General features: G+C 35.5%; 38 protein-coding genes. 34 read left to right on the top strand and 4 right to left on the bottom strand.

Translation table 11 applies throughout. The features are described 5' to 3' along the window. Positions 1-8 precede the first annotated feature (8 nt). The 24 genes from rpsC to R2Q16_RS19475 all read left to right on the top strand — a co-directional run bounded on the left by rpsC (position 9) and on the right by R2Q16_RS19475 (position 13,159). On the top strand, positions 9-851 hold the full coding sequence (gene rpsC / locus R2Q16_RS19590) for a 30S ribosomal protein S3 (RefSeq protein ID WP_316739663.1): 843 nt from the start codon (positions 9-11) through the stop codon (positions 849-851). 40 nt (positions 852-891) lie between these two features. Further along, a complete protein-coding gene (gene rplP / locus R2Q16_RS19585) occupies positions 892-1,314 on the top strand; it encodes a 50S ribosomal protein L16 (RefSeq protein WP_316739662.1) in 423 nt (140 codons plus the stop codon). 73 nt (positions 1,315-1,387) lie between these two features. Beyond that, positions 1,388-1,600, top strand: coding sequence for a 50S ribosomal protein L29 (rpmC, locus tag R2Q16_RS19580; RefSeq protein ID WP_056097521.1), 213 nt, complete (start codon positions 1,388-1,390; stop codon positions 1,598-1,600). A 13-nt stretch (positions 1,601-1,613) separates the two neighbouring features. Then, positions 1,614-1,868, top strand: coding sequence for a 30S ribosomal protein S17 (rpsQ, locus tag R2Q16_RS19575; RefSeq protein ID WP_010599901.1), 255 nt, complete (start codon positions 1,614-1,616; stop codon positions 1,866-1,868). A gap of 1 nt (position 1,869) precedes the next feature. Then, complete coding sequence (rplN, locus tag R2Q16_RS19570) at positions 1,870-2,238, top strand: 50S ribosomal protein L14 (RefSeq protein ID WP_090886529.1); 369 nt, start codon at positions 1,870-1,872, stop codon at positions 2,236-2,238. 1 nt (position 2,239) lies between these two features. Next, positions 2,240-2,581, top strand: a complete 342-nt coding sequence (rplX, locus tag R2Q16_RS19565) for a 50S ribosomal protein L24 (protein WP_290241648.1) — start codon at positions 2,240-2,242, stop codon at positions 2,579-2,581. Continuing rightward, complete coding sequence (rplE, locus tag R2Q16_RS19560; protein WP_056097523.1) at positions 2,581-3,147, top strand: 50S ribosomal protein L5; 567 nt, start codon at positions 2,581-2,583, stop codon at positions 3,145-3,147. The genes rplX and rplE overlap by 1 nt, the downstream gene beginning before the upstream one ends. Then, positions 3,147-3,416: a 30S ribosomal protein S14 gene (gene rpsN, locus R2Q16_RS19555; RefSeq protein WP_025145214.1), complete on the top strand. Its 270-nt coding sequence runs from the start codon at positions 3,147-3,149 to the stop codon at positions 3,414-3,416. The genes rplE and rpsN overlap by 1 nt, the downstream gene beginning before the upstream one ends. A 149-nt stretch (positions 3,417-3,565) precedes the next feature. Continuing rightward, the gene (gene rpsH, locus R2Q16_RS19550; protein ID WP_235527300.1) at positions 3,566-3,967 is read left to right on the top strand and encodes a 30S ribosomal protein S8; all 402 of its coding nucleotides are present in this window, start codon (positions 3,566-3,568) and stop codon (positions 3,965-3,967) included. 19 nt (positions 3,968-3,986) lie between these two features. After that, positions 3,987-4,544 (top strand): 50S ribosomal protein L6, encoded by a 558-nt coding sequence (rplF, locus tag R2Q16_RS19545; protein ID WP_290241642.1) that lies wholly within the window; start codon positions 3,987-3,989, stop codon positions 4,542-4,544. 5 nt (positions 4,545-4,549) lie between these two features. Beyond that, positions 4,550-4,903 (top strand): 50S ribosomal protein L18, encoded by a 354-nt coding sequence (gene rplR, locus R2Q16_RS19540; protein ID WP_290241639.1) that lies wholly within the window; start codon positions 4,550-4,552, stop codon positions 4,901-4,903. A gap of 18 nt (positions 4,904-4,921) precedes the next feature. Then, positions 4,922-5,440, top strand: a complete 519-nt coding sequence (gene rpsE / locus R2Q16_RS19535; protein ID WP_010599893.1) for a 30S ribosomal protein S5 — start codon at positions 4,922-4,924, stop codon at positions 5,438-5,440. 4 nt (positions 5,441-5,444) lie between these two features. Beyond that, positions 5,445-5,624 carry a 50S ribosomal protein L30 gene (gene rpmD / locus R2Q16_RS19530; RefSeq protein ID WP_109926337.1) on the top strand — a complete coding sequence of 60 codons (180 nt, stop codon included), beginning with the start codon at positions 5,445-5,447 and terminating at the stop codon, positions 5,622-5,624. A 136-nt stretch (positions 5,625-5,760) separates the two neighbouring features. Beyond that, the gene (gene rplO / locus R2Q16_RS19525; protein WP_316739655.1) at positions 5,761-6,207 is read left to right on the top strand and encodes a 50S ribosomal protein L15; all 447 of its coding nucleotides are present in this window, start codon (positions 5,761-5,763) and stop codon (positions 6,205-6,207) included. A gap of 7 nt (positions 6,208-6,214) precedes the next feature. Next, positions 6,215-7,561 carry a preprotein translocase subunit SecY gene (gene secY / locus R2Q16_RS19520; protein ID WP_290241631.1) on the top strand — a complete coding sequence of 449 codons (1,347 nt, stop codon included), beginning with the start codon at positions 6,215-6,217 and terminating at the stop codon, positions 7,559-7,561. 92 nt (positions 7,562-7,653) lie between these two features. Continuing rightward, the gene (gene map / locus R2Q16_RS19515) at positions 7,654-8,439 is read left to right on the top strand and encodes a type I methionyl aminopeptidase (RefSeq protein WP_316739654.1); all 786 of its coding nucleotides are present in this window, start codon (positions 7,654-7,656) and stop codon (positions 8,437-8,439) included. Positions 8,440-8,510: 71 nt separating this feature from the next. Beyond that, positions 8,511-8,729 (top strand): translation initiation factor IF-1, encoded by a 219-nt coding sequence (gene infA, locus R2Q16_RS19510; RefSeq protein WP_010599888.1) that lies wholly within the window; start codon positions 8,511-8,513, stop codon positions 8,727-8,729. Position 8,730: 1 nt separating this feature from the next. Then, a complete protein-coding gene (gene rpmJ / locus R2Q16_RS19505) occupies positions 8,731-8,847 on the top strand; it encodes a 50S ribosomal protein L36 (protein WP_010599887.1) in 117 nt (38 codons plus the stop codon). Between the two features lie 71 nt (positions 8,848-8,918). Then, positions 8,919-9,296, top strand: coding sequence for a 30S ribosomal protein S13 (gene rpsM / locus R2Q16_RS19500; protein ID WP_010599886.1), 378 nt, complete (start codon positions 8,919-8,921; stop codon positions 9,294-9,296). Between the two features lie 142 nt (positions 9,297-9,438). Then, entirely contained in the window at positions 9,439-9,828 is a 390-nt protein-coding gene (gene rpsK, locus R2Q16_RS19495) for a 30S ribosomal protein S11 (protein WP_010599885.1), read from the top strand. A 62-nt stretch (positions 9,829-9,890) separates the two neighbouring features. After that, positions 9,891-10,499: a 30S ribosomal protein S4 gene (rpsD, locus tag R2Q16_RS19490; RefSeq protein ID WP_290241583.1), complete on the top strand. Its 609-nt coding sequence runs from the start codon at positions 9,891-9,893 to the stop codon at positions 10,497-10,499. A gap of 85 nt (positions 10,500-10,584) precedes the next feature. Next, positions 10,585-11,577: a DNA-directed RNA polymerase subunit alpha gene (locus R2Q16_RS19485; protein ID WP_316739631.1), complete on the top strand. Its 993-nt coding sequence runs from the start codon at positions 10,585-10,587 to the stop codon at positions 11,575-11,577. Positions 11,578-11,705: 128 nt separating this feature from the next. Continuing rightward, entirely contained in the window at positions 11,706-12,236 is a 531-nt protein-coding gene (gene rplQ / locus R2Q16_RS19480) for a 50S ribosomal protein L17 (RefSeq protein WP_316739629.1), read from the top strand. A gap of 86 nt (positions 12,237-12,322) precedes the next feature. Then, complete coding sequence (locus tag R2Q16_RS19475; protein WP_316739626.1) at positions 12,323-13,159, top strand: glycoside hydrolase domain-containing protein; 837 nt, start codon at positions 12,323-12,325, stop codon at positions 13,157-13,159. Positions 13,160-13,192: 33 nt separating this feature from the next. Here R2Q16_RS19475 and R2Q16_RS19470 read toward each other — a convergent pair whose 3' ends face one another. Both R2Q16_RS19470 and R2Q16_RS19465 read right to left on the bottom strand, forming a co-directional pair. Continuing rightward, positions 13,193-13,828, bottom strand: a complete 636-nt coding sequence (locus R2Q16_RS19470) for a gluconate 2-dehydrogenase subunit 3 family protein (protein ID WP_316739625.1) — start codon at positions 13,826-13,828, stop codon at positions 13,193-13,195. Positions 13,829-13,838: 10 nt separating this feature from the next. After that, complete coding sequence (locus tag R2Q16_RS19465) at positions 13,839-15,575, bottom strand: GMC family oxidoreductase (protein WP_316739622.1); 1,737 nt, start codon at positions 15,573-15,575, stop codon at positions 13,839-13,841. Positions 15,576-15,851: 276 nt separating this feature from the next. On the opposite strand from R2Q16_RS19465, the gene R2Q16_RS19460 reads away from it, so the two are divergent. Beyond that, positions 15,852-17,060 carry an SAM-dependent methyltransferase gene (locus R2Q16_RS19460; RefSeq protein ID WP_316739620.1) on the top strand — a complete coding sequence of 403 codons (1,209 nt, stop codon included), beginning with the start codon at positions 15,852-15,854 and terminating at the stop codon, positions 17,058-17,060. Between the two features lie 11 nt (positions 17,061-17,071). Here R2Q16_RS19460 and R2Q16_RS19455 read toward each other — a convergent pair whose 3' ends face one another. After that, positions 17,072-17,530, bottom strand: a complete 459-nt coding sequence (locus R2Q16_RS19455; RefSeq protein ID WP_316739618.1) for a DoxX family protein — start codon at positions 17,528-17,530, stop codon at positions 17,072-17,074. Between the two features lie 159 nt (positions 17,531-17,689). On the opposite strand from R2Q16_RS19455, the gene R2Q16_RS19450 reads away from it, so the two are divergent. The 3 genes from R2Q16_RS19450 to R2Q16_RS19440 all read left to right on the top strand — a co-directional run bounded on the left by R2Q16_RS19450 (position 17,690) and on the right by R2Q16_RS19440 (position 19,846). After that, positions 17,690-17,800, top strand: a complete 111-nt coding sequence (locus R2Q16_RS19450; protein WP_316739617.1) for a phenylalanyl-tRNA synthetase subunit alpha — start codon at positions 17,690-17,692, stop codon at positions 17,798-17,800. 141 nt (positions 17,801-17,941) lie between these two features. Then, entirely contained in the window at positions 17,942-19,363 is a 1,422-nt protein-coding gene (rlmD, locus tag R2Q16_RS19445; RefSeq protein WP_316739616.1) for a 23S rRNA (uracil(1939)-C(5))-methyltransferase RlmD, read from the top strand. 84 nt (positions 19,364-19,447) lie between these two features. Further along, the gene (locus tag R2Q16_RS19440; RefSeq protein ID WP_316739615.1) at positions 19,448-19,846 is read left to right on the top strand and encodes a hypothetical protein; all 399 of its coding nucleotides are present in this window, start codon (positions 19,448-19,450) and stop codon (positions 19,844-19,846) included. A gap of 59 nt (positions 19,847-19,905) precedes the next feature. Here R2Q16_RS19440 and R2Q16_RS19435 read toward each other — a convergent pair whose 3' ends face one another. After that, entirely contained in the window at positions 19,906-20,613 is a 708-nt protein-coding gene (locus tag R2Q16_RS19435) for a head GIN domain-containing protein (RefSeq protein WP_316739614.1), read from the bottom strand. A gap of 164 nt (positions 20,614-20,777) precedes the next feature. On the opposite strand from R2Q16_RS19435, the gene R2Q16_RS19430 reads away from it, so the two are divergent. The 6 genes from R2Q16_RS19430 to R2Q16_RS19405 all read left to right on the top strand — a co-directional run bounded on the left by R2Q16_RS19430 (position 20,778) and on the right by R2Q16_RS19405 (position 25,304). Beyond that, complete coding sequence (locus R2Q16_RS19430) at positions 20,778-21,287, top strand: phosphoribosyltransferase family protein (RefSeq protein WP_316739613.1); 510 nt, start codon at positions 20,778-20,780, stop codon at positions 21,285-21,287. Positions 21,288-21,344: 57 nt separating this feature from the next. Continuing rightward, positions 21,345-21,968 carry a lysophospholipid acyltransferase family protein gene (locus R2Q16_RS19425; protein ID WP_316739612.1) on the top strand — a complete coding sequence of 208 codons (624 nt, stop codon included), beginning with the start codon at positions 21,345-21,347 and terminating at the stop codon, positions 21,966-21,968. Continuing rightward, positions 21,965-23,062 carry a glycosyltransferase family 2 protein gene (locus R2Q16_RS19420; protein ID WP_316739611.1) on the top strand — a complete coding sequence of 366 codons (1,098 nt, stop codon included), beginning with the start codon at positions 21,965-21,967 and terminating at the stop codon, positions 23,060-23,062. Before R2Q16_RS19425 ends, R2Q16_RS19420 begins: the two co-directional genes overlap by 4 nt. After that, positions 23,032-23,688, top strand: a complete 657-nt coding sequence (locus R2Q16_RS19415; RefSeq protein WP_316739610.1) for a carotenoid biosynthesis protein — start codon at positions 23,032-23,034, stop codon at positions 23,686-23,688. The genes R2Q16_RS19420 and R2Q16_RS19415 overlap by 31 nt, the downstream gene beginning before the upstream one ends. 29 nt (positions 23,689-23,717) lie before the next feature. Beyond that, on the top strand, positions 23,718-24,566 hold the full coding sequence (locus tag R2Q16_RS19410) for a 4-hydroxy-3-methylbut-2-enyl diphosphate reductase (RefSeq protein ID WP_316739609.1): 849 nt from the start codon (positions 23,718-23,720) through the stop codon (positions 24,564-24,566). A 63-nt stretch (positions 24,567-24,629) separates the two neighbouring features. After that, a complete protein-coding gene (locus R2Q16_RS19405; protein WP_316739608.1) occupies positions 24,630-25,304 on the top strand; it encodes a fatty acid desaturase in 675 nt (224 codons plus the stop codon). The last annotated feature ends 68 nt before the right edge of the window (positions 25,305-25,372 follow it).

The following is a 25,372-nucleotide window of genomic DNA, read 5'->3' as shown; positions in this document are numbered from 1 at the left end:
TATAGGAAATGGGACAAAAAGCAAATCCAATAGGTGCCAGATTAGGTATCATCAAAGGATGGGATTCTAATTGGTTCGGTGGCAATAACTACTCCGATAAATTAGTTGAAGATGAGAAAATAAGAAAATACCTTTCTGCTCGTATCGCTAAAGGTGGTGTTGCAAAGGTAGTTATCGAGCGTACGTTAAAACGTATCACTGTAACTATCCACACAGCTCGCCCAGGTATCGTAATCGGTAAAGCAGGTGCTGAGGTTGATAAAATTAAAGAAGAGTTAAAGCAATTAACTAAAAAGGAAATTCAAATTAACATCTTCGAAATTAAACGCCCAGAGCTTGATGCACAGTTAGTTGCAGAAGGTGTTGCAAAACAATTAGAAGCAAGGATCTCATTCCGTAGAGCAATGAAATCTTCTATCGCATCAACAATGCGTATGGGTGCTGAAGGTATTAAAATCATGACTTCTGGTCGTTTAGGTGGTGCTGAGATGGCACGTACTGAGCAGTACAAAGAAGGAAGAGTGCCTTTGCATACATTCCGTGCTGATATTGACTATGCTTTAGCTGAGGCTTTAACCACTTATGGTAAAATCGGTATTAAAGTATGGATCTGTAAAGGTGAGGTTTATGGAAAACGTGATTTGTCTCCAAACATTGGTGCAACAAACAACGGTCCAAAAGGCCAATCAGAGAAACCAGCATTCGGTGGAAGAGATAACAGAGGTGGTGGAAGAGACAACCGTGGTGGTAACGACAGACGTGGTGGAAACCAAGGTGGCGGTCGTGGTCCGGGCCAAGGTGGTGCAAACAGAGGTGGAGGCGCAGGCGCTAACAGAGGTCCTCGTAAATAATTGATTTATTAACATCGTTTAACGATTAGAACAAAATAAAATGTTACAGCCAAAAAGAACGAAGTTCAGGAAGATGCAAAAAGGCAGAATGAAGGGTTTAGCTTCTCGTGGAGCTGAATTAGCATTCGGATCTTTCGGTATCAAATCTCTAGAAGCAACTTGGATTACAAGTCGCCAGATAGAGGCTGCTCGTATTGCCGTAACTCGTTTCATGAAACGTGAAGGGCAAGTATGGATCAGAATCTTTCCTGACAAACCGGTAACTAAAAAACCTGCTGAGGTACGTATGGGTAAAGGTAAGGGTGCTCCTGAATACTGGGTAGCAGTTGTAAGACCAGGACGTGTAATTTTCGAAGCTGAAGGTGTGCCTTTAGAAATTGCTAAAGAAGCAATGCGTTTAGCAGCTCAGAAATTACCAATCCAAACCAAATTCGTAGTACGTAGAGATTACGTAGAAGCATAGTAAAGTGTTGAGGTGAATGTTGTAAATACTTGTTTATTATAACCGCTACACTCAACGTAAAAGAAAAAGAAAAATGAAAAATTCAGAAATCACAGGGCTTTCAAAAGAAGAATTAGTAGCTAAGATTGCGGAAGAAAAAGAGAACTTATCAAAATTAAAGTTCGCTCATACTATTTCGGCTATCGAGAATCCTTCTCGTATTGCTAAAGTAAGAAAAGACATAGCCCGTTTAAACACTGAACTGACTAAAGTAAAAAACGCTGAGTCAGCTACTGAAACTAATTAATTTGAGAGTCGAAATGGAAAGACAATTAAGAAAAACAAGAACCGGGTTAGTGGTAAGCAACAAGATGGATAAATCTGTTGTAGTGAGCGTGGAACGTAAAGTAAAACACCCGATTTATGGTAAGTTCGTAAAGAAAACTACCAAATTTATGGCTCATGATGAGAAAAATGAATGCGGTATCGGTGATACGGTATTAATCATGGAAACTCGTCCATTGAGTAAAAACAAGAATTGGAGATTGGTACAAATTTTAGAAAGAGCTAAATAAGATGGTACAACAAGAATCGAGATTAAACGTTGCTGATAACAGCGGCGCTAAAGAAGTATTAGTAATTCGTGTGCTAGGTGGAACCGGCAAACGTTATGCTTCAATTGGTGATAAAGTGGTTGTTACTGTAAAAAGCGCTTTACCGTCAGGTAATGTTAAAAAAGGTACAGTTTCTAAAGCAGTTGTGGTAAGAACTAAAAAAGAAATCCGTCGTAAAGATGGTTCTTATATCCGTTTTGACGATAATGCTGCTGTATTATTGAACGCACAGGATGAGCCAAGAGGTACACGTATCTTTGGCCCGGTTGCGAGAGAACTACGTGAAAAACAATTCATGAAAATTGTATCATTAGCACCGGAGGTATTATAAAATGGGAAACAAAGTAAATACACCATCAAAACTTAAAATCCGCACAGGAGATTTAGTTAAAGTAATTGCTGGCGATTCAAAAGGTCAACAAGGAAAAGTACTTTCAGTACAAATAGATAAAAACAGAGCCATTGTAGAAGGCATTAATTTAGTATCAAAACATACTAAACCAAATGCTGCAAATCCTAACGGTGGTATTATTAAAAAAGAGGCTGCTCTTCATATTTCTAACTTGATGTTGGTTGATCCAAAATCTGGTAAAGCTACACGCGTAGGTCGTAAACTTAACGCTGATGGCAAAATCGTTAGAGTTGCTAAAATATCAGGAGAGGAGATTAAATAATGGCTACTACACCAAGACTAAAAAGCAAATACAAAGAAGAAGTTGTAAGTGCTTTAAAAGAAAAATTTCAGTACAAAACTGTAATGCAGGTTCCTAAATTGGAAAAAATCTGTATCAATCAGGGTGTAGGTCGTTTTTCTGTAACGGATAAAAAGATTATGGATACGACAATCGTTGAGTTGACTACCATTACAGGTCAACAAGCGGTTCCGGCTCAATCTAAAAAAGATATCTCGAACTTTAAATTACGTAAGGGTATGCCAGTAGGTGTGCGTGTAACATTACGTGACAACAATATGTACGAGTTTTTAGATAGATTGATTTCTGTAGCTTTGCCACGTATTCGTGATTTCAAAGGTATCAATGATAAAGGATTTGATGGAAAAGGTAACTACACATTAGGTGTTACTGAGCAAATCATTTTCCCTGAGATTAATATCGATAAAATCAATAAAATTTTAGGGATGGATATAACTTTCGTAACTTCGGCAAAATCTGACGTTGAGGCTCTTGAGTTATTGAAACAATTCGGATTACCATTTAAAAATCAAAAAACAGCAGAATAATGGCAAAAGAAGGTGTAAAAGCACGCGAAGTTAAGCGCCAAAAATTGGTAGCTAGATACGCTGAAAAACGTGCAGTTTTAAAAGCTGCAGGAGATTTCGAAGGTTTAGATAAATTACCTAAAAACTCATCTCCGGTACGTTTACACAACCGTTGTAAATTAACTGGTCGTCCACGTGGATACATGCGTACCTTTGGTATTTCAAGGGTAACTTTCCGCCAAATGGCACTAGACGGTAAAATACCAGGTGTTAAAAAAGCATCTTGGTAATATAGCTTAAAACAAAATGTTTCAAAGTCTAAAGCGATTTTATTCGCTTTAGTCTTTGTGCTTTTGTATTTTTGCAAAAAAATTAGAATTTTAACCGATAGCAGGTCCCACAGCTGGGTAGCAGAAGGAAACCACTATCAAAAACAATTATAATGAATACAGATCCAATAGCAGATTATTTAACAAGAGTAAGGAATGCCATTAAGGCCAACCACCGTGTTGTAGAAATTCCTGCATCAAACCTTAAAAAAGAAATTACTAAAGTTCTTTTCGATAAAGGTTACATCGCGAACTACAAGTTTGAAGATACTACAGTTCAGGGCATTATTAAAATCGCTTTGAAATACAATCCAATTACTAAAGTTCCTGCTATTCGTACATTAGTGCGAGTAAGTAAACCAGGTTTGAGAAACTACGCAGGCGTAGAAAATATGCCAAGAGTATTAAACGGTTTAGGTATCGCAATCTTATCTACTTCTAAAGGTGTAATGACTGATAAAGAAGCAGCCAAATTAAACATTGGTGGTGAGGTATTGTGTCACGTTTATTAATATTTAGGAGAACAGCACAATGTCAAGAATAGGAAAAGCCCCAATTACAATCCCTGCAGGTGTTACTGTTACCGTATCGAAAGATAACGTTGTAACTGTAAAAGGCCCTAAAGGAGAATTAACACAAGCAGTAGATTCAGATATCACTGTAAGTCAAGAGGAAGGTACTTTAACAGTTAACCGTCCGTCAGAGCAAAAGAAACACAAAGCTTTACATGGTTTATACCGTTCGTTAATTAACAACATGGTTGTTGGTGTAACAGATGGTTATAAATTAGAGCAAGAATTAGTAGGTGTTGGTTACCGTGCAACAAATCAAGGTAATACTTTAGATTTAGTTTTAGGTTATTCTCACCACTATGTATTCCAGTTGCCACAAGAAATTAAAGTAACTACGACATCAGAAAAAGGTCAAACGCCTAAAATTATTTTAGAGAGTATTGACAAACAATTGATTGGACAAGTAGCAGCGAAAATCCGTTCGTTACGTGCACCAGAGCCATATAAAGGTAAAGGTATCAAGTTTGTAGGTGAAGTGTTAAGAAGAAAAGCAGGTAAATCAGCGTCTAAAAAATAGTAATCATGGCAGGTAAAAAATTATCAAGAAGAGATCGTATTAAAAAAGGGATCAGAAAAAGACTTACCGGTTCGGAAGAGCGTCCAAGGTTATCTGTATATAGAAGCAATAAAGGGATTTATGCTCAGGTAATTAACGATGTAACCGGTACAACAATTGCTTCGGCATCATCATTATCGAAAGATTTTGCTGGTACTGGAAATAAATCAGACCAATCAGTTGCAGTAGGCAAATTAGTAGCCGAAAAAGCAATTGCTGCAGGTGTAAAACAAGTTGTTTTCGATAGAAATGGCTATTTATACCACGGTCGTGTAAAATCGTTAGCAGAAGGTGCTCGCGAGGCTGGTCTAGTATTTTAATCTGAAAGAAAAAGTAAGATGTCAACTATCAATATAAAAAGAGTTAAAACCACCGATATCGAATTAAAGGATCGTTTGGTTAGTATACAACGTGTTGCCAAAGTAACCAAAGGTGGTCGTACTTTCAGCTTCTCAGCAATTGTTGTTGTTGGAGATGAAAACGGTGTTGTTGGTTTCGGTTTAGGTAAAGCGAAAGAAGTAACTGAAGCAATTGCAAAAGGTGTGGATGATGCTAAAAAGAACTTAGTTAAAGTTCCAATTTTAAACGGTACTGTTCCTCACGAGCAAATTGGTAAATTCTCTGGTGGTTTTGTTTTAATCAAACCAGCAGCAGTAGGTACTGGTGTAATTGCAGGTGGTGCAATGCGTGCTGTATTAGAGAGTGCTGGTGTACATAACGTACTTGCAAAATCTAAAGGTTCATCAAATCCTCACAACGTGGTAAAAGCAACTGTTGATGCATTAACAAAAATGCGTGATGCTTATACAGTAGCTCAAACTCGTGGTATCGATTTAAACAAAGTTTTTAACGGATAATATCATGGCTAAGATAAAAATAACACAAGTAAAAAGTATTATCGATAGAAGTGAGCGCCAGAAAAGAACTGTTCAGGCTTTAGGTTTATCTAAAATGAACCAAAGTGTTGAGGTAGAAGCTACTCCTCAGATTATCGGTATGATTCGTAAAGTGAATCACTTAATTGCAATCGAAGCGATTTAAGAGAATTATTGAATGAGTGAATTTTGAGTGAAAGAATGTGCATATTGCAAAACATTCAATTATTCAAAATTCAATCATTATTTATTAATCGTTGTACCTGTTTAGTGAAAGCGAAGGGCAACACAAATTCAAAAAAATGAATTTAAGTAATTTAAAACCTGCAAAAGGTTCTACAAAAAACAGTAAGAGAATTGGTCGTGGTACAGGTTCAGGCCGTGGTGGTACTTCAACTCGTGGTCACAAAGGTGCTGGTTCACGTTCTGGTCACTCAACTAAAATTGGTTTTGAAGGTGGTCAAATGCCGTTACAACGCCGTGTACCTAAAGTTGGTTTCAAACCAATTAACCGCACAGAATATGTTGGTGTAAACTTAGATGTTTTGCAAGGCTTAGTTGAAAAATTCAACTTAACGACTATCGATTTTGCAGCTTTACAACAACATGGTTTAGCATCTAAAAACGACTTAGTTAAAATTTTAGGTCGTGGTGAAGTAAAAGCAAAAATCGAAGTTACAGCACATGCGTTTTCTGCAACCGCACAAAAAGCTATCGAAGCAGCAGGTGGTTCAATTGTAAAATTGTAATTATTAAATGAAGAAGCTATTTACTACTTTAAGTAATATCTGGAAAATTCAAGAATTAAAAGATCGTATTTTATTTACGGTTATGATTCTTTTGGTATACCGTTTCGTATCTCACGTGGTTTTACCAGGTGTAGATCCAACCGCTTTAGGCGAAAACGAAAAATCGGGCATCTTAGGCTTACTAGATATGTTTGCCGGAGGTTCTTTCTCTCGTGTTTCAATTTTAGCGTTAGGCGTAATGCCTTATATCTCTGCATCGATTGTGGTGCAATTATTAGGTATTGCTGTTCCTACTTTCCAAAAAATGCAGAAAGAGGGCGAAAGTGGTAGAAAGAAATTAAATCAGATTACACGTTATTTAACAGTTGCCATTACGATTGTTCAATCGGTTGGTTATGTTAAAACACAGGTTCCAGAAACTGCAATATTGCCAGTAATGAGCCAAACTATGTTCTATATCGTATCTACGTTTGTATTAACTGCGGGTACTTTATTTGTAATGTGGTTAGGTGAAAAAATTACGGATAAAGGTATTGGTAACGGTACATCTTTAATTATTATGGTGGGTATCATCGCCCGTTTACCGCAAGCTATCAGTCAGGAATTTTCTGATAAAGTAGGTGCTGCAAGTACAGGTGGTGGTCCGGTTGCTTTAGTATTAGAGGTTGTTGCTTTATTTGCAATTGTAATGTTTACTATTTTAATTGTGCAAGGTGTACGTAAGGTGCCAGTACAATACGCGAAGAAAATTGTTGGCAACCGTCAGTTCGGCGGTGTTCGTCAATACATTCCATTAAAAGTAAATGCTGCAGGTGTAATGCCAATCATTTTTGCTCAGGCTTTAATGTTTATTCCTGGTGCTTTAATACAATTTGTCCCTTCTTTGCAAGGTTCATGGTTAATTCAATTTAGCAACACAACATCTTTAGCGTACAGCTTAACGTTTGCGTTTTTAATTATTGCCTTCACATTTTTCTATACAGCCATTACGGTTAATCCAACTCAAATGAGTGATGATATGAAGAAGAATGGTGGTTTTATTCCTGGTGTTAAACCGGGTTTGGCAACATCAACTTTTATTGATGATGTTATTTCAAAAATCACGTTCCCTGGAGCAGTATTTTTAGCAATTATAGCTGTATTACCTTCAGTTGCCGTAAAGTTCGGTATTAAACAAGAATTTGCTCATTTCTTTGGTGGTACATCATTATTGATTTTGGTAGGTGTTGTTTTAGATACTTTACAACAAATTGAGAGTTATCTACTGATGCGTCATTACGATGGATTAATGAAAACAGGCAGAGTTACTGGCAGAACAGGTGTTCCTGCAGCGAGTAGCAATGCAGCATTGTAATTATAAAATTATTAAAATTTGAATGATGAGATGAGTGAAACGCCTTAGGGAGTTTCACTCATTTTAAATTCAGTCATTCAAAGCTGAAAGCAATGTCTAAAATTTATTACAAATCTCTGGAAGAGATCGAGTTAATAAGAGAAAGTTCGATGCTTGTTTCGAAAACTTTAGCAGAAGTAGCTAAAGTGATTGGACCAGGCGTTACCACGAATCAATTAGATAAATTAGCATTCGAGTTTATTAATGATAATGGAGCAGTTCCAGCTTTTTTAGACTACAATGGTTTCCCATATTCACTATGTATTTCGCCAAATGAACAAGTTGTGCATGGCTTTCCAAGTGATTATGTAATTCGTGAGGGCGATTTGATTTCAGTGGATTGTGGCGTAATTAAAAATACTTTTTTTGGCGATTCGGCTTATACTTTTTCAATTGGAGAAGTTGATGAAGAAAAGCAGAAATTAGTTGAAGTTACAAAGCAATGCTTGGTTTTTGGAATTGAGAAGGCAATTGTTGGAATGCGTGTTGGAGATATCAGCTTTGCTGTGCAACAACATGCTGAAGCAAATGGTTACGGAGTAGTTAGAGAATTGGTTGGTCACGGTGTTGGTGTAAAGCTACACGAAAAGCCGGATGTTCCTAATTACGGAAAACGTGGTAGCGGACCAAAACTAGAAGAAGGTATGGTTATCGCGATTGAGCCAATGATAAATGCAGGCGTTTCCGGTGTTTATTTTCATAAAGATGGATGGACAATTACCAGCAAAGACAATAAACCTTCAGCACATTTTGAGCATACAATAGCAATAAAGAAGGGCAAAGCAGACGTATTATCGACCTTTTCTATAATAGAAGAAGTTTTACAGAAAAAAAAATAAATAATTAAAATTTTTTATTTAATTTTGCAACCCTGTTTGTAAGCAGCTAATTAAGTAACAATCAATAAAATATGGCTAAACAAGCCTCAATTGAACAAGACGGAGTAATAAGAGAAGCATTATCAAATGCTATGTTTAGGGTTGAACTCGAAAACGGGCATGAGATTATTGCGCACATTTCAGGTAAGATGAGGATGCACTACATCAAAATTCTTCCTGGTGATAAAGTGAAACTAGAGATGTCGCCTTATGATTTAACAAAAGGTCGCATCACTTATAGATACAAATAAAATGAAAGTTAGATCATCAATTAAAAAACGTAGCGCTGATTGTAAGATTATTCGCCGTAAAGGTAAACTTTACGTTATCAACAAGAAAAATCCGAAATACAAGCAACGTCAGGGGTAATTAGAAAATATTGTAATGTACCGTACAACGGTGGCCCGCCGTTCGGAATTACGTAAAAACATAAAATAAATATGGCAAGGATTTCAGGTATTGATTTACCAAGAAACAAAAGAGGAGAGATAGGGTTAACCTATATCTACGGAATAGGTAGAACAACTGCACAACGTATTTTAACTACTGCAGGTATCGACTTAAACAAAAAAGTACAAGATTGGTCTGATGATGAATTATCAGCTATCCGTACAATGATTAACGATGAGATTAAAGTAGAAGGTGCTTTACGCTCAGAGGTTCAGTTAAACATTAAGCGTTTAATGGATATTGGTTGTTACCGTGGTTTACGTCACAGAAAAGGTTTGCCTTCTCGTGGTCAGCGTACTAAAAATAACTCACGTACTCGTAAGGGTAAGAGAAAAACAGTTGCTAACAAGAAAAAAGCTACTAAGTAGAAACTGATAGTTCTGAAGTGTTAGGTTGAGATGTGAATTTTACATCGCTACTTCATTTCGGAACTGGAATAGCAAGATAAAATTATGGTAGAGTGCGGAGATTTAGTATCTCAATTCTCATACCTAAAATCTAAAAAATAAAATGGCTAAGAGTAAAAAAGTAACAAAAAAACGTATCGTTGTAATTGAGCCTGTTGGTCAGGCGCATATCAATGCTACCTTCAACAACATCATCGTTACATTAACCAACAACAACGGACAGACTATTTCTTGGTCATCTGCTGGTAAAATGGGCTTTAAAGGTTCTAAAAAGAACACACCTTATGCAGCTGGTCAAGCAGCTTCAGATTGTGGTAAAGTTGCGTTTGATTTAGGTTTACGTAAAGTTGAAGTATTTGTAAAAGGTCCGGGTTCAGGTCGTGAATCTGCAATCAGAACTTTACAAGTAGCAGGTATCGAAGTAACATCTATTAAAGATATTACTCCACTTCCTCACAACGGATGTCGTCCTCCTAAAAAGAGAAGAGTTTAATTAATTTTAAAGCTAAGAATCTTCAGTTACAGACTGAATGATACTTTAAAAACAGAAAAAAAATGGCAAGATATACAGGCCCAAAATCAAAAATCGCCCGTAAATTCAGAGAACCAATCTTCGGTCCTGATAAGGTGTTAGACAGAAAAAATTATCCTCCTGGACAACATGGTGTGTCTAAAAGAAGAGGAAAACAATCTGAGTATGCAATCCAGTTAATGGAGAAACAAAAAGTAAAATATACTTATGGTGTATTAGAAAAGCAGTTCAGTAACTTGTTTAAAAAAGCATCTTCACGTGCAGGTATCACTGGTGATAACTTACTTCAATTATTAGAAGCACGTTTAGATAATACAGTTTACCGTTTAGGTATTGCAACAACCCGTTCTGGTGCACGCCAGTTAGTTAGCCATAAACACGTAACCGTGAATGGTGAAGTTGTAAATATCCCTTCATATCAGTTAAAAGCTGGTGATGTTGTAGCGGTTCGTGAAAAGTCTAAATCATTAGAATCAATTACTAACTCTGTTGCAGGCAGAACAATTAATAAATTTGCCTGGTTAGAATGGAATGCAAGCGATTTAACAGGTAAGTTCTTAACTTATCCTCAACGCGATGAGATTCCAGAAAACATTAAGGAAAACTTAATCATCGAGTTATACTCAAAGTAATAAATAGAATAGTTAATTGCCTCGAAAGGGTAATTAACTTTTTTCTTGTTACTATATATTCACTAACGAATTTAAAAAAATATAAATGGCAATTTTAGCATTTCAGAAACCTGACAAAGTGATCATGCAGAAATCTACTGATTTCGATGGCACATTTGAATTTCGTCCTTTAGAGCCCGGTTTCGGTGTAACAATTGGTAATGCCTTAAGAAGAATTTTATTGTCTTCTTTAGAAGGTTATGCTATTACTACTATTCGTTTTTCAGGCGTTTCTCATGAGTTTTCTACCATCAAAGGTGTTGTAGAAGATTTAACTGATATTATCTTAAATTTAAAACAAGTTCGTTTTAAAAAGACTGGTGATTCAGGCGATACTGAGAAAATTTTCATCATCGTTAATGGTCAAGATCAGTTTAAGGCTGGTGATATCACTAAATTCTCTAACAACTTTACAGTTTTAAATCCTGAGCATGTTATTTGCAACATGGATAAATCTGTTACTTTGGAAGTGGAATTAACCATCAACAAAGGACGTGGTTATGTACCTGCTGAAGAAAATAAAGTTGCTGATGCTGTTGTAGGTGTTATCGCTATCGATTCGATCTACACGCCAATGAAAAACGTGAAATACACAATTGAAAACTTCCGTGTTGAACAAAAAACGGATTATGAGAAATTGGTTTTAGATATTTCTACTGATGGTTCAATTCACCCTGAAGAAGCATTGAAAGAAGCGGCTAAGATTCTTATCCAACACTTTATGTTATTCTCTGATGAGAACTTGGTATTAGAATCTCAAGCTAAAGAAGAAACTAAAGAGGTTGATGAGGAAATTTTACATATGCGTAAAATCCTTAAAACTGAATTAGTGGATATGGATCTTTCAGTTAGAGCATTAAACTGCTTAAAAGCTGCTGATATCCGTACTTTAGCTGATTTAGTTTCTTACGATGTTGCTGATATGTTAAAATTCAGAAACTTTGGTAAAAAATCTTTAACTGAGATTCAAGAGCTTGTAAAATCAAAAGGTTTATCATTTGGTATGAACCTGTCTAAATTCAAATTAGACGAAGAATAAGATTGTTTTAAGTTATGGGTAGTACGTATTACGTAAAACTTACAACTTATCACTTTAATAATAAATTATTATTTCACAGTGTGTAATTCCCTCTGAGATAGAGACGGTACATACTTAATTAAAGAACAATGAGACACGGTAAAAAAGTTAATCACTTAGGCAGAACCGACAGCCACAGAAAAGCGATGTTAGCGAATATGGCTACTTCACTTATCAAACACAAAAGAATCAGTACAACTTTAGCTAAAGCTAAAGCTTTACGTATGTATGTTGAGCCAATTATCACAAAATCAAAAAATGATACAACTCACTCACGTCGTACAGTATTCTCTTATCTTCAAGATAAAGAAGTTGTAACTATTTTATTCCGTGAGGTTGCTGAGAAAGTTGCAAACCGTCCGGGTGGTTATACTCGTATTATCAAATTAAACAATCGTTTAGGTGATAATGCTGAGATGGCTTTAATTGAATTAGTTGATTTCAACGAAGTTTACGGTAAAGATGTAGAAGCTAAAGAAGAGAAGAAAACTACTCGTCGTGGTAGAAGCAAAGCTGCTGCTCCAAAAGCAAAAGAAGCGAAAGCTGAAACTGCTGAAGAGGTTGCACCAGAAGCTGCTACTGAAGAAGCACCAGCTACAGAAGAACCTAAAGGCGAATAATATAATTCACTTTAAAATCTTAAAAGTCCTGTTCACTAGAACAGGACTTTTTTTGTTTATATTCAGTTGTAATTTCTTTTAAGCAGATGATTTTAAGATTAGCCATCACCTTCATTCTATTATTAAATAGTTTTTTCGGACTTGCTCAGGATCCTCTATCTGGGAAATTGCAAATCCAAAACCAAATAATATCTCTGGATAAAATGAGGTTTGAGATAAATGCAGATGGGTTTCCGAAACAATATTACATTGTGGATGAAAGTTTGAACAGTAAGCCTAAAGCTCTTCTGTATGAGCCAATGCACTTCCATTTTTATACTTCACCTAAAACTCAAGAAAAACTGAGCATTACAAATGTTAAAGTACTGTATCAATCTGTAGATTCAGTTGTGTGGGTTGCAAATAGCGCTTCAACAAATTTGAGAATGAATGTTTTTGCAAAGATGCTTTCTAATGGATTGATAAAGTATAATATTAAAATAACAGCACTTAAGAATATAGAATTTTCTGCTATAAACTTTCATATACCATTTGAAAAGTTGGCGTCGAAGTATTTGTTAGGATTAGGTAGGAGGAAAGATTATTTCAGGCCAGATACCGTGAGGTGGAATGAAAGCCATTCAAATGCTCTTAAACCTAGAGTTTGGATAGGTAACGACAGCCTTGGGCTTTATCTTAGCGTAAAAAATAGCGGTAATTGGTTAAAGGAAAATACTGGCTCGATGCAAATAAATATAAAAGGTAGTTCTATGCTAACTGATATTTCTACTGGTAAAGTAGTTTTGAAGCAGTCCGATGAATTAAACTTTGATTTCGTTTTAATTTTGACACCGATGCCTGGTGAGCAGAGAAAGGTCTCTAAGGAAAAGCAATTTAAGCGCTATGAGAAATTAGAGAGGAGAGCAGCAAATAAATTAAAATAGAAGCGCCATTTAGACACTTCTATTTCATTTGAATTATATTTTTACGTTTTGCATGCCATATTGTTTTAGCACGTCATCTGGAACTCCAGCCCATTGATTTGGACTATTACCAACGTAACCAATATCTTTAACACCCATTTCTGTGGTATAAAAACCTGAAGCCGTTAAATCACGCATTCTGTTAAAGAATTTTACCCCAGGAAGCATTTCTGGTCTGGCCTTTTTAGGGTAGGCAATCTCATCTACAACAGAAATTCTTTCTTTCTCAGAAGCTTCTACAAAAGATTTCTGGAATTTATTAAAGCAGTAAATATCCAACCATTTTAAGCCTCCACGCATTGGAACTTTGTGTTCAGGAATATCTTTAACAATAAACTCTATAAACTCAGGAACTTTTGCATCAGATGCACTACCAGAGACATCATCTTTTGGAATGATAATGTCTGCAAGAATGGTAATCGTGGCCATCTCATGCTTTGTGAAATAGACTTCCGCTTTTAATTTCTTATCACGATCAATTTCCCATTGCTCACGTCCAGTTTCTTTAGTTTCCTCTTCAGGCGTTGCAGCAACTTCTGTTTTGCTTTCAGGTTGCTTACAAGCGTCAATTATTACACTGGTACTGATGGCTGTTAAGCCCAGTGCTTTTAGTGAATCACGTCTATTCATAATGTAATTCTTAAATATTTTGTTTTTTCTTTTGTGCTAAAATATATTCTGCCGTTCTCATGGCTAACGCCAATATTGTCCAGGTTGCATTTTTGTCGCCTTGTTGTACAAATGGTCCTGCATCAACAACAAATAAGTTTTTACAATCGTGAGCCTGGCAATATTTGTTCAAGGCAGATTTTTTAGGGTCATCGCCCATTCTGATTGTTCCAACTTCGTGAATAATTTTACCTGGATTTAGTAAGCCATAATTCGTATCAGCACCATGAATTTCTGACGTAACAACAGCACCCATTTCTTTCATTATCGATAAAAAGGTTTCTTGCATATGCTTAGCTTGGAGAATTTCTTCTTTTGCCCACTTATAATTAAACCGTAGCACCGGAATACCATATTTATCAACCATATCTGGATCGATTTCGCAATAGTTATCGGCTCTGGCAATTGCAGTTCCTCTTCCGGCCATGCCTACACTGGTTCCGTAAAAGCGACGATAATCATCTTTTAATGATTTTCCGTAACCTCCAGCCTCTTTCTTATTGCCATTTCTATCTGGTACCATACCATTCATTTTTGCAACACCGCCTCCAAATCCATATGAAGGCATTCCTAAACCGCCACCATATTCGATGTGGTATCCACGAGGAAAATCTAATTTTTTGTTATCTAACCACCATGGTGAATAAATGTGAACACTACCCAATCCATCTTCATTATAACGTTTTCTATCCATTAATTGAGGTAGGAAGCCATAAACGCCTGCTCCGGTAGAATCGTGTAAATATTTACCAACTACTCCACTGCTGTTGGCTAAACCGCCGGGATGTGCTGATGATTTTGAATTTAAAAGAATACGTGCAGACTCGCATGCGCTAGCACCAAGGATTACGAGTTTACCAGAAACCTGATATTCTTGCAAATCTTTTCTGTTTACATACGATACACCTTTGGCATTTCCTTCTTTATCAGTAATCACTTCTCTTACCATCGCATCTGTAATAACCGTTAAATTACCAGTTTTTACGGCAGGAATTACCAGGCAAGATGAAGCAGAAAAATCACCATAAACTTTGCAGCTTCGGCCACATTGGCCACAGTAAAAACAAGGTGCACGATCATTATTACCTTTTATAGCTTCAGTCATAACTGCACCACGCCCAGTAATAACCTTTACGCCAGCTTTTTCCGCACCTTTTTTAATAAATAACTCATTTAATCTTGGTTTTGGTGGTTTCATGAAAATTCCATCAGGTTCATTTTCAATGCCTTCTGCTGTTCCGTAAATACCTATCATGCGGTCAACCTTATCATAAAATGGTTTTACATCATCATAAGTTATTGGCCATGCATCCGTTAAACCATCAGTAGGTTTAAAATCAATAGGCCCCATTCTTAATGATATTCTTCCCCAGTGATTGGTTCTTCCACCGAGCATTCTAGAACGAAACCATTCAAACTCAGTTTTATTCTTTTGTGTGTAAGGTTCTCCTTCCAGTTCCCAACCACCATAAGAGGCGTCGAAATCTCCAAAAGGGCGTGTAGTTCCGGCACCACGACGTGGTGATTCCCAAGGCCATTTTAGCTGGTGAGAATCCATTCTTGGGTCGAAATACTGACCTGCCTCAAGCATTAAAACTTTTTGTCCGGCGTTTGCTAAAACATATGCAGCCATTCCACCGCCTGCACCTGAACCAACAACTATGGCATCATAAACTGTGGGCGATTTTTTTATTTGAAATTCACTCATGAATAGGAAATAGATTAAAATGAATTTCTAATCTAACTTTTAATTTATTTAAATAAAAGCATTTGCATGATAAAATAGCTTCTTTGGAATGATTATAGATAATCTGTGTTTGCTTGTTCGCTAAATCGTATTAGTTCAGATAATCAGTAATGATGTTTTTGCGCCAAAATCTTTATATAATCCTAAATATGGGTATAAAAAAGTCGCTTGATTGTTACATTATTGTATGAGTTGATTTTGCAAGCTAAACTTAACTATCTTTGTGCTTTTTAATTGATGATGGAATTTTCAAAGCAAGTAGAACAGTTTAAGTTTAATATTACAGAAAGTATAAACACAGAAACATTTGTTAAAATTTCGCTTGGAAATTATCGAGGAACTGATGAAAATTTAAAGCAGGTTTTAATAAGAAAGCTAATCATCAAACGTGAAGAAAAACTAACGTTTACACTTCGCTATAAAACCCGCGACATTGTTAAGAATTTATCTGTTGAGGAAGGAGTACAACAGATTTCTGATTATCTGGAAGGTGGATTTAAAATCGCTACCTTATTTACTACAGAAAAAGATATCATCTTTGAAGAATTTAATAACAAAAAAATCGTTTTACGGGAAATTGCTCCATCAACTAAAACCTTACCAACACTGACGCACGATAAAGCTAAAGAACGGTTAATTAAGCCAGAAGCAAAAGCTTATTTGCAAGCGCTTAAAATTACCGATGCCGATGGTAAAGTTTTTAAAAATGCGCAGGATAAGTTCAGGCAGATTAACCATTACATCGAAATTTTAAGTTCCTTAATTAAGGAACTCCCGGAAGGAACGATTAAAAAAGTTGCCGATATGGGCTCTGGGAAAGGATATTTGACTTTTGCTTTATACGATTATTTGCATTCCAATCTAAAACTGGATTCTGAAGTTGTCGGTGTAGAATATCGAAAAGATATGGTTGATTTATGTAATGAAGTTGCCAGCGAATCTACATTCGATAAATTAAAATTTATTCAGGGTACAATTCAGGATTTTGAGGCAACTGGTGTTAACTTGTTAATTGCTTTACATGCTTGTGATACCGCTACAGATGATGCTATTTTTAAAGGGATAAAGGCAAATGCAGAATTAATTGTTGTAGCACCTTGCTGCCATAAGCAAATCCGTAGAGAAATTGAACAAAATAAGGTTAATAATGATGTTTCTTTCTTAACTAAGTACGGTATATTTCTCGAGCGCCAGGCAGAAATGGTAACTGATGGGATAAGAGCGTTAATTTTAGAGTATTTCGGTTATAAAACTAAAGTATTCGAGTTTATTTCTGACGCACATACGCCAAAAAATGTGTTGGTTGTAGGGGTGAAGAAAAATCCGAAGTCTTTAATCGGAAGTCCGATGACCAAAGAGCAAAGAGTTATCCTCGAAAAAATCAAAGCCAGCAAAGCATACTTCGGTATTCAATACCATCATTTAGAAAGATTGTTGGAATTGTAATTTAATAAATCCTATTCGTAGCGCTTACCTTTATTATGTTTTAAGCCCTCATCAACAGATAAGGGACCTGAGCCAATTACCCAAAATAAGAGGAGTAAGAATAAAACGATAACAGACAGCCAAAGTTCTGAATTTAGCGTAGAAAAGCCTTGCGTAATGTTTACAAAAAATACAGCGCAGAGTAAAATCGGAATTTGAATAACAACGGCAAATCGGGTAACCAAACCTAGCGTTATCAAAATGCCACCAACTAAATGTGCAAACGCAACAACATGAATGGCAATGCTGATGAGCACGCCCGAAAAGCCAAAAACATTATTCTGCGTGATGAGATTTTGGAGTGTATTTGTATCGCTTATAAAAGAAATACCTTTTCCAAAGATAACCAGGCCTAAAATTATCCTTAAAAAATCAAGCCATTTTGTTTGATGAACATCGCCCCAATGTTCAATTTTGCGGATTACGTTCATGATGAACCTCCTTTTTTGGTGAATTTATATATTAAGTTACGAAATTCAATGAGTGAAAGCAAATAAATCAATCCAAAAATTTAACCTTAAATTAACTTATACCGTTTTGGTTTTTGGTATAAATTTATTATTTTTGAACAAATAGAATGATTTTTTACTATGACTAAAGAAATTTTAGAAATCTCTGTATCAATAGATGAAAAATTTGATTTACAATTTAACTGGTTAGATGGCTTTTGGGCATCAGCACTTAAATTTATTGGAAGATAATTTTCATCATTAGATAATCATAATCGGACCTCTTAAGTCTGAATGAGATTTTATTGCCTCAAAATCTCAATTATTTGTAATCATTCTGTCCTGCTGTTTCAGCTTTAGTCTTTCAGCTTTTAGCCTTATATTTGCGGCATAATGAGTAGAAGAAAACCTGGTACGGTAACTATAATTCCAAACGTACAAATAATTGATATTGCAGAAGAAGGTAAGGGTGTTGGCAAAGCCGATGAATTGGTCATTTTTGTTGATAAAGCTGTTCCTGGCGATGTTGTAGATGTTCGTTTAACAAAGAAGAAAAAGAACTTCGCGGAAGCTGTTATTGAGCAATTGCACGAACGTTCTGATTTACGTACCGAACCTTTCTGTACCCACTTCGGAACATGTGGTGGCTGTAAATGGCAACATATGGGCTATGATTCTCAATTAAAGTTTAAGCAAAAAAATGTTGAGGCTGCACTTCAACGTCTAGGTAAAATAGATACATCCTGTGCAGAACCAATTTTAGGTTCTGTTAAAAATCGTTACTATCGCAATAAACTCGAATTTACGTTTTCTAATAAAAGATGGCTCGAAAAAGTCGATGTAGAACGTGATGAAGAGTTTGATATGAATGCACTAGGGTTTCACGTTCCGTTGCGGTTTGATAAAATATTGGATATTCAGCACTGTTATTTGCAAGACGACCCGTCGAACCAAATTAGAAATGCAGTTAGGCAGTACGCTCTGGATAATAATTTATCGTTTTACGATTTAAGAAACCATGAAGGTGTTTTACGTAATTTAATTATCAGAACATCATCAACTGGAGAAATTATGGTTGCTGTGGTATTTGCCTATCCGGATGATGCCCAAGTTAGCGGTTTGATGAACTTTTTGAAAGCAGAATTTCCACAAATAACTTCACTGTTATACATCATCAACCAAAAGAAAAATGATACTATTTTCGATCAGGAAGTAAATGTTTTTGCTGGTCGCGATCATATTTTTGAAGAAATGGATGGTATCAAATTTAAAATTGGCGTAAAATCATTTTATCAAACTAACTCAGAACAGGCATTTGAGCTTTACAAAATAACAAGAGAATTTGCTGGTTTTAATGGTGATGAGCTGGTTTACGATTTATACACAGGTGCCGGAACGATTGCTAATTTTATTGCTAAAGATGTAAAACAAGTGGTTGGTGTAGAATATGTACCGACAGCAATTGAAGATGCAAAGTTTAATTCTACGCTAAACGGAATTGATAATACAATTTTCTACGCTGGTGATATGAAGGATATCCTGACAGCTGATTTTATTCTGCAGCATGGAAAACCTGATGTTGTAATAACCGACCCACCAAGAGCTGGAATGCATGCAGATGTAGTGCAACGCTTATTGGAAATGGAAGCCGAGAAAATTGTTTATGTAAGTTGCAACGCTGCCACACAGGCACGAGATTTAGAATTATTGAAAGATAAATATGATGTGGCCAGAATAAAACCTGTTGATATGTTTCCGCATACCCAACACGTAGAAAATGTGGTTTTATTGAAGTTAAAAGAATTAGTGAATTAGAGAATGAATAAATTATAGAATGAAATTCATTCATCCGCTCAAACAATATTCATTCATTCAATCCATCACTCATTCAAAATTATTATGAACAGAGAAGAATTATTAAACGCAACACCCGAAGATAGCGGCGCGCCAAAGAAGACAGAAAGCCCTTTAATTAGTTTAGAAAAGGATTTAGCATTTTATGCCGATGCAATTAAAGAAGTTGCGGTTGAGATTATGGTCGAGGGTATCTCAGCACATCCAATTTTTATTGCACACCAGCACGAGGTGAGCATTGGTGAAGTTATCCTTAATAAAGATGAATTAAATACCGACTGGACGATTCAGGCTTCTACTCTCGATGAATTTGTTGAAAAAGGCATTATCAATAAAGAAAGAAAAGAGCAGTTTCTAAAAGCATATAAAAAACCTGAAGATTTTATGTGCGTTTTTGTAATTGTTCCGGAAGGTGCAAACTTTGTTTATTTCCCTTATAAATAAAAATTGCTGTTTTGCATCCGCAAAACAGCAATTGTAAATTAAGTTAAACCTAAAACTAACTAATTTACTTTAGTCACATCGCCACTTTTAGATGATGATGTTTTCTTTAATGAAGCGCTGCCTTTGTAGTGCACATCGCTGCCACCACTTGCGCCTGCTTCTAATCCTTTAGTTACGTTTATGTTGGCATCAGAACCGCCAGTAGCCGAAACTTTAGCATAATCAACAGGAAATTCGTACGCATCAACATCGCTGCCACCACTCGTTTGTAAAACCATGTTTTCTGCTTTCCCGGTTAACTTTACATCACTGCCACCACTGCTTTGAATTTGAATGTCTTTACAAACCAGGTTAAGTTTTACATCACTGCCTCCTGATGAACGAATGGCAAATTTATCTGCCTTGATTTGATTTTGGCTAAAAACATCACTTCCGCCAGATGCGGTTAAAGCATTTAATGTTTTAAAGCTTAAATAAGCTTTGATATTTTGGTTTCTGAACATGCTGCCCCAGTTTAAGCCTTCTTTTACTTTTATAACTAAACTGCCCCCATTTTGCTCAACTACCACATTTTTTAGTAAATCTGCCGATGATTTAATGTCCAGACTTTCAGATCCTCCCTGCGTTAAATACAAGTCGATACCGCTGCTTACGGTTACGCTAGTAACATTTTTTACGGCTACATTTTTATTTTCTTGAGCATTAACATAGTTTGCTGCAGTTAAAAATAAGACCAGTAATGTTGATGTTTTAAATAAGTTTTTCATAATATGTTGTTAAATGGTTGTGAGATTTAAGAATGAATTGATGTTTTAGGTTATTGATTAGACGTTTGATGTAACGAAACGTTGCAAGCGATAGAAATTATTTTTCAAATAGTTTGAATTTCATCCTTAAAATCGTTCTTTTTGTAGTCAAACCTTTATAGCAAATGGCAACATCGCAATTACTTATTCTTAATAAAAAACAAATTCAGCAGAAGATAGATAGAATTGCTTATCAAATTCTTGAAGATAATTTGAACGAGAAAGAAATTGTTTTAGCCGGAATTTGGGATAGGGGATACAAACTCGCTTTGAGGCTGGAAAAAGTCCTTAAAAAAATCTCTGCACTTAAAATCGTTTTGTTAAGAATAGATTTAGAGAAAGAGAGCAGTAAATTGGTTGCCAAAACAGATTTAAACGAAAGCCATTGGAAAAATAAAGTTGTTATTTTGGTTGATGATGTTTTAAACAGCGGTAAAACTTTGGCTTACGGTTTAGGCGTTTTCCTGAATACGCCACACAAAAAAATCCGTACCGTGGTTTTGGTTGATAGAAGCCATAAAATTTTCCCAATTGCGACCGATTTTGTAGGTTTGGAGTTGGCTACAATTTTAAAAGAACACGTTGATGTGGTGATGGATGTAGAAGGTGAGGAAGACCGTGTGTATCTAAGTTAAATTCTCTCACAAAAAGCTTTACTTGCAATTAAGTCTAATTTTTTGCAATTTCCCTAAATGTACCTTCCCCAAAAAAATAAAATTATATACAGGTTTTTTTCCTGGTACATAGAATTTATCATCAAGAAAGATTTTCATGCTTTTAATTATGATAAGGTAACGCTCAAATCTGATTCGTCGATTTTAGTGCTCGCCAATCATTTTAGCTGGTGGGATGGTTTCTTTATTTTCTACCTCAATAAATTAGTTTTCAAAAAGGATTTCCACGTTTTGGTTAATGCCGAAAACTACAAAAAAGTAAGCTTTTTGAAATATCTGGGTGCTTTTGCTGCTTCCAATAATGGTAAAGATGTTTTAGAAACTTTAAGTTATGCTGGCGAGCTTTTGAATAATCCACAAAATTTAGTACTCGTATTTCCGCAAGGCAGACTTCATTCAAATCACATTCAGGATATTAATTTTGAGAAAGGGGTAATGCAGATGATAAATTCGAGTAAGAAAAGAATTAATATCGTTTTTGCAGCAACATTTATTGATTATTTCGCAGCAAGAAAACCATCAGTTTTTACTTACCTACATAATTGGGATAATGAAGAGTATGTAAGTCTGCAACTTTTGAAAAGTGCCTATAACAAACATTATAATTCATCGCTTGTTAAACAGACACAAATTAAAGAATGACGGTTTTTATATACGCAGCATTAATTTTTCTGGTTATCAGGTTTTCAGTTACGGTATTTAACTTTTTATCCAACCCTAAACTTCCTCGTACCGTAAAACATTACGATTACAAAGTTTCCATCTTAATTCCGGCAAGAAACGAAGCGGAGAATATCATCAGTTTACTTCAATCTATAAAAGCGCAAGATTATCAAAACTACGAGGTTATTGTGCTTGATGATGATAGCGATGATGATACTTATAAATTGGTTGATACGTTTGATTCAGAAAATCCAAAATTCAAAGTTGTTCGAGGGGAAGTTTTACCCAAGGGCTGGTTGGGCAAAAACTATGCTTGTCACCAACTTTCAAAACTAGCTGCAGGTAATTATTTTTTGTTTTTAGATGCTGATGAAGAAATTAAGCGAGGTTTCATTAATAGCTTAATTTTTAGAATGGAAAATGGCGGTTTAAGTTTGCTTAGTATTTTTACCAATCAGGTGATGAAGAGTTTGGGCGAAAAACTTACCATTCCTTTAATGCACTTTCTTTTATTGAATTTACTTCCGCTAAGGTTGGTTCGGTATTCTGATAATCCCGCTTTTTCTGCCGCCAGCGGCCAATGTATGTTTTTTCAGGCTTCAAATTACCATGATTTTGAATGGCATAAACGTGTGAAAGACAAAGTTGTAGAAGATGTAGAAATTATGAAACTGGTAAAGAATGAAGGATTTAAAACTGAGGCGCTTTTAGCTAACGGTTTAATTTACTGTAGGATGTATAAAAATCTAACAGAAAGTATAAATGGCTTTAGTAAAAATTTACTAGCAGGTTTTGGTAGTAACATCATAATATTACTAATTTACCAGCTTTTGGTAATTGCATGGCCGATAGTTTTAATATTAAATTTTGATTTATCGCTTCTTGTTTTACCCTTAACTTTAATTGTTTTAAGCAGATTAATGATATCCCTTTTATCAGGTCAGAATGTTTTGTTAAATTTAGTTTTACATCCGTTACAGATGTTATTCTATTTGCTTATCTCATTAATTTCAATAAAAAAGCATTTATTTAAAACCGGAACATGGAAGGGCAGATTGACCAATCAGATTTAAAAATAAAAAGGCTATCAGTAGTCGTTATAGTAATTTTTCATTTGGTTGGCTTAATAGGATTTTTAATCCCAGTAGCACAGCCATACTTTATGAAATTGGTGCCTTTTCATTTGCTGCTGATGTTCGCCGTTATAATATTCTCGTATAATGCAGATATTAAAAGGCTTTTACTTTTTGTGTGTGGCGTTTTTCTCTGTGGATATTTAGTAGAAGTCTTAGGTGTAAAAACTGGTAAAATATTCGGAAGCTACTACTACGGTACAACCTTAGGCTTTAAAGTTGCAACAGTACCATTGCTTATGGGCGTTAACTGGGTAATTTTGATTTTTAGTACAGGACAAATGATAAAAAGTTTCAAAATCCGAAATGGAATTTTGGCTTCCTTGATAGGCGGACTTTGCTTAATTTTCTTTGATTTTTTTCTCGAACCAACAGCCATGAAATTTGATTACTGGCATTGGGATTGGCACATTATCCCGGTTCAAAATTATGTGGCCTGGTTTATCGTATCTGTTATTCTGCTTAAATTTTACTACGCTTTAGGCTTGAAACAACAAAAATATATTGGTACAACGATGTACGTTTCGCAGTTAATATTTTTTGTTGTTTTATACATGACAAGTTGATTGGATATTTTGCTTAATTTTGCAGTACAATGAGTTATAATTTACAAGTCACTATCGATAAATCCTCTGGCTTTTGCTTTGGCGTAGTTTACGCTATTGAAATGGCTGAAGATATTTTAGAAAACGAAGGTCGTTTATACTGCCTTGGTGACATTGTACATAACGATGAAGAGGTTGAGCGTTTAACCAATATGGGCTTAAAAATTATCGATCACGAAATATTAAAAACCCTGCAAAACGAAAAAGTGCTTATTAGAGCACATGGCGAAGCGCCATCAACTTATCAATTAGCGCTCGACAATAATTTAACCCTAATAGATGCATCTTGCCCGGTTGTTTTAAAACTTCAAAACAGAATTAAAAACTCGCACGATGATGAAGAACAAATTCTGATTTTTGGTAAACACGGTCACGCTGAAGTTATAGGCTTGCAAGGTCAAACAGAGGGCAAAGCAATTGTTTTTCAGGATTTGGCAGAGCTGGATAATGTAGAATTACCATCGAAATTTACACTGTATAGCCAAACGACTAAGAGTGTAGATAAATTTTATGGCATAAAAGATGAATTGTTGAGCAGAGGTTACGAAGTTAAAGCCAACGATACAATTTGCAGACAGGTTTCTAACCGTTACGAAGAACTGGAAAACTTTGTGAGCCATTATGATAAAATAGTTTTCGTTTCGGGCAAAAAATCATCAAATGGAAAAGTATTGTACGATGTGTGCAAGAAATTTAACGAAAATTCATACTTCATTTCTAATGTAGAAGAATTAGATAAAAGCTGGTTTTCAGGTAATGATAAAGTTGGCATCTGCGGTGCAACATCAACCCCGATGTGGCTTATGGAAAAAGTAAGGGCACAATTGGAGCTTTACTAATCAGTTTTTAAAATCATTTTCTATATTAAACTGTTTAATTAATTAAACAATCGAATTATTTATTTGAAAACAGTTAATAAAAACATCGGATTTTTGGTTGCCATCACACTAATTAGTTGCTGGTTCCTTTCCTTGTATTTTCTGCTTAATTGGAATTTCAGCTGGAATAATCCCTTGGTTTATTTAATGATTTTCATACAAATGCATCTCTACACTGGGCTGTTTATCACTGCTCATGATGCCATGCATGGCACAATTTCACCCGATAAAAAGATTAATAACTTGGTGGGATATGTTTCTGTTTTCTTATATGCAGGCTTTTTCTACAATCGCCTTTATACAAAACATCACAGCCATCACAACCACGTACACACCAAATTAGATCCAGATTATGCCCCACATGGTTTTTGGAAATGGTATTTTCGATTTATGCTCAACTACATCTCCATAATTCAGTTGGTTATAATGGCAGTTGCCTATAACTTACTAAAGATTTGGATTGATGAAAGAAATTTATTGCTGTTTTGGGTACTTCCATCCTTGCTCAGCACTTTTCAGTTATTTTACTTTGGCACTTATTTGCCACACAAAGGAGAACACGATAACGAATATCATGCATCAACTTTGAGCAAAAATCACTTTGTTGCTTTTATAACCTGTTATTTTTTTGGTTATCATTTAGAGCATCATCAAAAACCGGCTACACCTTGGTGGCAATTGTATAAAACGAAAAATTAATTCTGATAAATACTACTTTTTGTTGACTTAAAAATGCTTTTAGTCACTTTTTCTGGTAGGTAAAAAAT

This window comes from Pedobacter aquatilis (assembly GCF_032678425.1).
GTDB lineage: Bacteria > Bacteroidota > Bacteroidia > Sphingobacteriales > Sphingobacteriaceae > Pedobacter > Pedobacter aquatilis_B.
The sequence above is the reverse complement of the archived record's forward strand: the minus strand, read 5'-3'. Positions and strand labels throughout refer to the sequence as shown.